Genomic DNA, 7,493 nt, shown 5'->3' with positions numbered 1-7,493 from the left:
GTCGTAAAATCATCCAGCGCGGTGTGTCAGGTAAACCGAGGTGACCGGATTGACGACTGCKTCGCAGCCGAACGCAGCCTCGCTGGRGCTCGACAGCTGCTACAAGGGATCTCGTTTGTCCTTTAAATCTGCGACAATCCGCAACCTGCGCCACTAGACGACTGAATTGCGTACCCGATGACCGACGAATCGCCCTCCATCGACAAACTGCTGAAAAACCTCGATCACGCCATGCTCGCCGACCGCCACCGGCTGCGGCGGCAGTTGCTTGAGCTGCGCAAGAAACCTGACGAGGCCAAGCTGGCCCTGTGGGTGACGCGGATGCAGGCGTCCTGTGATCAGGTATTGGCGCGGCGCGCCAGCCTGCCGGTGATTCGTTACGACGACAGCCTGCCGATTGCCGCCAAGCGCGACGAAATCAAAGAAGCGCTGCTCAAGCATCAGGTGCTGATCATCGCCGGCGAAACCGGCTCGGGTAAAACCACCCAATTGCCGAAGATCTGCCTGGAAATCGGTCGCGGCCAGCATGGCCTGATCGGCCACACCCAGCCCCGTCGAATCGCCGCCCGCAGCGTGGCCAGCCGGGTTGCCGAAGAACTGGCGACACCGCTGGGTTCGCTGGTCGGTTATCAGGTGCGGTTCGAGGATCAGAGCGATTCCAACACCCTGATCAAACTGATGACCGACGGCATCCTTCTGGCGGAAACCCAGAACGACCGCTACCTCGAACGCTACGACACGATCATCGTCGACGAAGCCCACGAACGTAGCCTGAACATCGACTTCCTGCTCGGCTACCTGAAAACCCTGCTGCCGCGTCGCCCGGACCTGAAAGTCATCATCACTTCGGCAACCATCGACCTGGAGCGCTTCTCCAAGCATTTCGATGACGCGCCGATTGTCGAAGTCTCCGGTCGCACCTTCCCGGTGGAAACCTGGTATCGCCCGCTGACGCTGGAACAGGACGAAGAGGGCAACCGCGTCGAGGATGACTTGACCGTGGACCAGGCAATTCTCGCCACCCTCGACGAAATCGCCGCGTTCGAACGCAGCGAGCGCAAGAGCCCCGGCGATGTGCTGGTGTTCCTGCCCGGCGAGCGTGAGATTCGCGATGCCGCCGACATGCTGCGCAAGGCTCAACTCAAGCACACCGAAATCCTGCCGTTGTACGCACGTTTGTCACCGGCCGAGCAGCAGCGGATTTTCCAGTCGCACCCAGGCCGTCGCGTGGTCCTGGCGACCAACGTCGCGGAAACCTCTCTGACGGTGCCGGGCATTCGTTACGTGATCGACAGCGGTACCGCGCGCATCAGCCGTTACAGCTATCGCGCCAAGGTCCAGCGCCTGCCCATCGAAGCGATTTCCCAGGCCAGCGCCAACCAGCGTAAAGGTCGTTGCGGGCGGGTCGAGCCGGGTATCTGCATCCGCCTCTACGGTGAAGAGGATTTCATGGGTCGTCCGGAATTTACCGACCCGGAGATCCTGCGCACCAACCTCGCGGCCGTTATTTTGCAGATGCTGCACCTGCGCCTCGGCGAGATTACCGATTTCCCGTTTATCGAACCTCCGGACGGCAAGGCGATCAGCGACGGTTTCAACCTGCTGCAAGAGCTCTCGGCGGTGGACCGCAACAGCCAGCTGACCCCGCTGGGGCGCAATCTGGCGCGCTTGCCGGTGGACCCGCGCATGGGCCGCATGCTGTTGGAAGCGGCGAAGCTGGGCAGCTTGCAGGAAGTGCTGATCGTCGCCAGCGCCATGTCGATTCAAGACCCGCGCGAACGTCCGCCGGAGCGTCAGCAAGCGGCGGATCAGGCCCACGCACAATGGAAAGATGTGGACTCGGACTTCGCCGGTCTGGTCAATCTGTGGCGCGGTTTTGAAGAGCAGCGCCAGGCGCTGACGGCGAGCCCGTTGCGCAACTGGTGCCGCAAGAACTTCCTCAATTACCTGCGACTGCGCGAATGGCGCGACTCGCACCGCCAGTTGAGCCTGATCTGCCGCGACATGCAGTTGAGCATCAACAAAGAGCCGGCGGATTACCCGAAACTGCACAAAGCGGTGCTGGTGGGGCTGCTCAGCCAGATCGGCCAGAAGACCGAAGACGGTGACTACCTGGGTGCCCGTCAGCGACGTTTCTGGATTCACCCCTCGTCGGGTATCGGCAAGAAGCGCCCGCAATGGTTGATGACGGCCGAACTGGTGGAAACCACCAAACTCTATGCGCGCATGGTCGCCAAGATCGACGCCGACTGGATCGAGCCGCTGGCCGGGCACCTGATCAAGAAGAACCACTTCGAACCGCACTGGGAGAAAAAGCGCGGTCAGGTCGTGGCCTTCGAGCAGATCACCTTGTTCGGGATGATCGTGGTCGGCCGTCGGCCGGTGCATTACGGGCCGATTGACCCGGTGGTGTCCCGAGAGTTTTTCATTCGTGAAGGCCTGGTTCGCGGCGAGATTCAATCCAGGGCCAAATGCCTGACGGCCAATGCGCAACTGCTGGAACAGCTCGACGAACTGGAAGCCAAGGCCCGTCGTCGCGACATTCTGGCCGACGAAGAAACCCTGTTCGCCTTCTACGATGCGCGATTGCCGGCAGAGATCCACCAGACCGCGACCTTCGACAGCTGGTATCGGGTCAACAGCCAGAAAGACCCACAGCTGCTGATCATGCGCGAAGAAGACGTGCTGGCCCGCGAGGCCAGCGAAGTCACCGCGCTGCATTACCCGGACACCTTGCACATCGGCGATCTGGAACTGCCGTTGAGTTACCACTTCGAGCCTAACCATCCACGCGATGGAGTGACCCTGCGGGTGCCGGCACCGTTGCTGCCGATGCTGCCGCCGGAACGTCTTGAATGGCTGGTGCCCGGTGTGATCGAAGCCAAGTGCATCGCGCTGGTGCGCAACCTGCCCAAGGCCCTGCGCAAGAATTTCGTGCCGGTGCCGGACTTCGTCAAAGCCGCGTTGCAGCGCATGACCTTCGCCGAGGGTTCGTTGCCTCTGGCGCTGGGCCGCGAGTTGCTGCGCATGACCGGTGCGCGGGTCAGCGATGAAGCGTGGGCTGAAGCGTCGCAGCAGGTCGACAGCCATTTGCGGATGAACCTGGAAATCGTCGACGGCCAGGGCAAGTTCCTTGGCGAAGGGCGTGACCTGGCCGAACTGACGGCGCGTTTTGCCGAAGCCAGCCAGGCCGCGTTAGCGGTACCGCAAACCGCAAAAAGCCAGCAGCCGGTGGAGGCGAAAGTCTTTGCCGCTGTCGCCGAGAAAACCCAACAAAAGATCGCCGGGTTGTCGATGACAGTCTACCCGGCACTGGTGGAAGAGGGCGGTACGGTCAAGGAAGGGCGTTTCTCGACGCCGGCAGAAGCCGAGTTCCAGCATCGCCGTGCCTTGCAGCGTTTGTTGATGCAACAACTGGCCGAACCGGCGAAGTTCCTGCGCAGCAAGTTGCCGGGGCTGACCGAACTGGGCCTGATGTACCGCGACATGGGGCGCATTGACAGTCTGGTGGAAGACATTCTGTTGGCCAGTCTCGACAGCTGCATTCTTGACGGCGAAGACCCGTTGCCGCGCGATGGCGCCGGTTTGGCGGCGTTGGCCGAGCGCAAGCGTGGCGGCTGGACTGAACACGCCGAGCGTCTGGCGAAGCTGACGCTGGAGATCCTCAAGCTCTGGCATGGGCTGCAAAAACGCTTCAAGGGCAAGATCGACCTGGCACAAGCCGTGGCCTTGAACGACATCAAGCAGCAGCTCAGTCATCTGGTGTATCCGGGTTTTGTTCGTGAAACGCCGATGGTGTGGCTCAAGGAATTGCCGCGTTATCTGAAAGCGGTCGAGCAGCGCTTCGAAAAAATCGCAGCTCAAGTGCAGAGGGATCGGGTGTGGAGCGGCGAATTGTCTGGTCTCTGGACCCAATACCAGACCCGCGCCAGCAAACACGCCCAGGAAGGCAAACGCGATCCGCAGCTGGAGCTCTATCGCTGGTGGCTGGAGGAATACCGGGTTTCGCTGTTCGCCCAACAATTGGGGACCAAGGTGCCGATCTCCGACAAGCGCCTGAACAAACAGTGGACTCAGGTCGAACCCTAGAGCTGAGGCTTGCACAATACCCTGTGGGAGCGGGCTTGTGTGGCGAGGTGGGCTTGCCCCCGTTGGGTGGCGTAGCCGCCCCAAAACCCGTCAGCGCATTTCGTCAGACACACTACGTTTGCCTGGTTTACGACTGCTGCGCAACCGAACGGGGGCGAGCCCCCTCACCACACGGGCTCCCACAGTAGGTACGCCGTTGCTCTTGCAAATGGCGCCAAAACCCAATGTTTATGGCAAACTTCGCGCCTATAAACGCCGGCCCCGCGGTTTTGAGCCCTTCACGGTTCGGGCGGATCGGAATAAAGCGATGCCTGGTTGGCTTCCCATGACGGGAACAGACCCCTTGTGCGTTGGTACGTCGGTGCCAATGCTTTCTGCCTGAACAGATTAGAGAAACAACCATGCATAACGTCGTCATCAGCGGCACCGGCCTCTACACCCCGGCCAACAGCATCTCCAACGAAGAGCTGGTGCAGTCTTTCAACGCTTACGTTGCGCAATTCAACGCCGACAATGCCGAGGCCATCGCCCGTGGCGAAGTTGAAGCGTTGATTGAGTCCAACGCGGCGTTTATCGAGAAAGCTTCCGGTATCAAAAGCCGCTTTGTCATGGACAAGGACGGCATTCTCGACCCGCAACGCATGGCGCCACGCCTGCCGGAACGTTCGAACGACGAATGGTCGGTACTCTGCCAAATGGCCATCGGTGCCGCCGAGCAAGCCTTGCAGCGCGCCGGCAAGACTGCCGCGGACATTGACGGCGTGATCGTCGCCTGCTCCAACCTGCAACGCGCCTACCCGGCCATTGCCATCGAAGTCCAGGAAGCGCTGGGCATCCAGGGGTTCGGTTTCGACATGAACGTTGCCTGCTCCTCGGCAACCTTCGGCATTCAAGCGGCCGCCAACAGTGTGCAACTGGGCCAGGCCCGGGCCATCCTGATGGTCAACCCGGAAGTCTGCACCGGTCACCTGAACTTCCGCGACCGCGACAGCCACTTTATCTTCGGTGACGCGGCCACAGCCGTGATCATCGAACGTGCTGACCTGGCAACGTCCAAACACCAGTTCGACATCGTCAGCACCAAGCTGCTGACCAAGTTCTCCAACAACATCCGCAACAACTTCGGCTTCCTCAACCGCACGGCGGAAGAGGGAATCGGCGCCAAGGACAAACTGTTCGTGCAGGAAGGCCGCAAGGTGTTCCGTGACGTGTGCCCGATGGTTGCAGAGCTGATCGCGACGCACCTGGAAGAGAATGCGCTGAACATAAGCGACGTGAAGCGCTTCTGGCTGCACCAGGCCAACCTCAGCATGAACCACCTGATCGTCAAAAAACTGCTGGGTCGCGAAGCCACCGAAGAAGAAGCACCGGTCATTCTCGACACCTACGCCAACACCAGCTCCGCCGGTTCGGTGATTGCATTCCACAAGAACCAGGATGATCTGGCCGCCGGTTCGCTGGCCGTGCTCAGCTCGTTTGGCGCCGGTTATTCGATTGGTAGCGTGATTCTGCGCAAGCGTTGAGTCGAATCCCGGTAGTTGTGTTTTACCTGGGAAAATAAGCTGTTTCCTACATTCGAAACCGTCAGGACACTGTAGTTTTCGGGAATGACGGCAGGACTGCGCAATGGGCAAAGTCTTGCCGTCGTCATTTTCGAAGTCTGAACAAGGAGATTGAATGATGGCGGCTGACGATTCGCAACTGCTTGAGCGATTATTGGCCGGTGAACAAAAGGCTTTCAAAGAATTAGTCAGCACCTACCAGAGCGCCATGCGCGCGGTGGCCTATGCGATTGTGGGCAATCGCCATGCCGATGAAATCGTCCAGGATGCGTGGCTGTCGGTCGTGCGCAGCTTGAGTAAATTCGAGGGGCGCTCCAGCCTCAAGACTTGGTTGCTGACCATTACGGCCAATGCGGCAAAAGGTCGATACAAACAAAACCGCCGCGAAGTGCTCCTCGATGACCTGCCGTCACCCCACGGCACCATCGATGATGATCGTTTCTCGCCCGGTGATGGTCACTGGCTGGTGGCTCCCTTCACATGGCACCAGGACACGCCGGAGGCACTGCTGACCGAAAGCGAGTTGCGCGAATGTCTGGATCACACGTTACTGAACCTGTCTGAGCTGCAAAGAAGTGTGTTGTCACTTCGTGAGCGTCAAGGGCTGGAGTTGCAGGAGATCTGTAATCTTCTGGAAATCTCGCTCTCCAATGTTCGCGTGCTGCTACACAGGGCGCGGTTGAAGGTGTTTGCGACGGTGGAGCATTTTGAGGAGACCGGGGAATGTTGACTTGCAAGGAACAAGTGGCACGCTCCAGCGATTATCTTGACGGTCAGTTGAGTTTTCGTGAGCGGCTGATGGTGCGTCATCACCTGATGTTCTGCCCGAATTGCCGGCGCTTCATTCGTCAGATGAGGCTGATGCAGGCGACATTGCGTGCCATGCCCGAAGAAACTGTGCCGAACGCCGACGCTCTGGCCGAACGTCTCGCTGCCGAGCGTCGCAAGGACATTCCATAACAAAGGGATTCATTGCGGGGGCAGGAAACAGGCTCGCAGGGCTTTCAGCAAGAGTGGAGTTGAAATTGATGCCGTTGCAACGTTTGGAAAAACTGTCCGAAATAGCATCGCACACCTGGGATGCACTCGTACCTGAGCATCAACCATTTCTGCGCCATGCGTTCCTCAGTGCCCTGGAAGACAGTGGCAGTATCGGACCGCATTCCGGCTGGCAACCCGAGCATTTGTTGCACATCGAAGGGGATCGGCTGATCGCCGCGCTGCCCAGTTACCGCAAGTGGCATTCCTATGGCGAGTACGTGTTCGATCATGCCTGGGCGGATGCCTGCGAGCGGGCCGGCATCGACTATTACCCCAAGTTATTGACCGCCGTACCCTTCAGTCCCGTCAGCGGGCCACGCTTGCTGGCGGCCAGCGTCGAGGACGGTTTCGAGTTGCTCAAAAGCCTGCCGGGCTATCTTGAGATAGAAGAACTCTCCAGCGCACACATCAACTTCACTGACCCGTTCACTGACGCTGCACTGGCCGAACAGCCCGGATGGTTGCAGCGAATTGGCTGTCAGTACCACTGGCAGAATCGCAGCTATCGGGATTTTCAGGATTTTCTCGACGTGCTGAGTTCACGCAAACGCAAGCAGATGCGCAAAGAGCGTGAGCAAGTCGCGGGACAGGGCATTGATTTCGAATGGCTTGAAGGTCGGCAGCTGGATCAGGCGCAGTGGGATTTCGTCTATGCGTGCTACGCCAATACCTACGCGGTACGTCGGCAACGGCCTTATTTGACCCGCGAATTTTTCAGCCTGTTGGCCGAACGCATGCCGGAATCGATTCGTGTGGTGCTAGCCAAACAGGGCTCACGGCCGGTGGCCATGGCCTTCAGCC

The 7,493-nt window shown here is 59.6% G+C and carries 5 protein-coding genes; all 5 read left to right on the top strand.

Annotated elements, in window-relative coordinates; translation table 11 throughout:
• Positions 1–177: 177 nt before the first annotated feature.
• Complete coding sequence (gene hrpA / locus AC1DRJ_RS15515) at positions 178–4,089, top strand: ATP-dependent RNA helicase HrpA (RefSeq protein WP_477802945.1); 3,912 nt, start codon at positions 178–180, stop codon at positions 4,087–4,089.
• Between the two features lie 401 nt (positions 4,090–4,490).
• Positions 4,491–5,612, top strand: a complete 1,122-nt coding sequence (locus AC1DRJ_RS15510; protein WP_477802944.1) for a beta-ketoacyl-ACP synthase III — start codon at positions 4,491–4,493, stop codon at positions 5,610–5,612.
• Positions 5,613–5,766: 154 nt separating this feature from the next.
• Entirely contained in the window at positions 5,767–6,381 is a 615-nt protein-coding gene (locus tag AC1DRJ_RS15505; RefSeq protein ID WP_477802943.1) for an RNA polymerase sigma factor, read from the top strand.
• Positions 6,375–6,611, top strand: coding sequence for an anti-sigma factor family protein (locus tag AC1DRJ_RS15500; protein ID WP_477802942.1), 237 nt, complete (start codon positions 6,375–6,377; stop codon positions 6,609–6,611). Before AC1DRJ_RS15505 ends, AC1DRJ_RS15500 begins: the two co-directional genes overlap by 7 nt.
• 68 nt (positions 6,612–6,679) lie before the next feature.
• A partial coding sequence (locus tag AC1DRJ_RS15495) for a GNAT family N-acetyltransferase (RefSeq protein ID WP_477802941.1) occupies positions 6,680–7,493 on the top strand: 814 nt, incomplete at its 3' end.

This window comes from Pseudomonas sp. P5_B2 (genome assembly GCF_056400445.1).
Note: the sequence above shows the minus strand (reverse complement) of the source record. Positions and strands in the feature narration are given on the sequence as shown.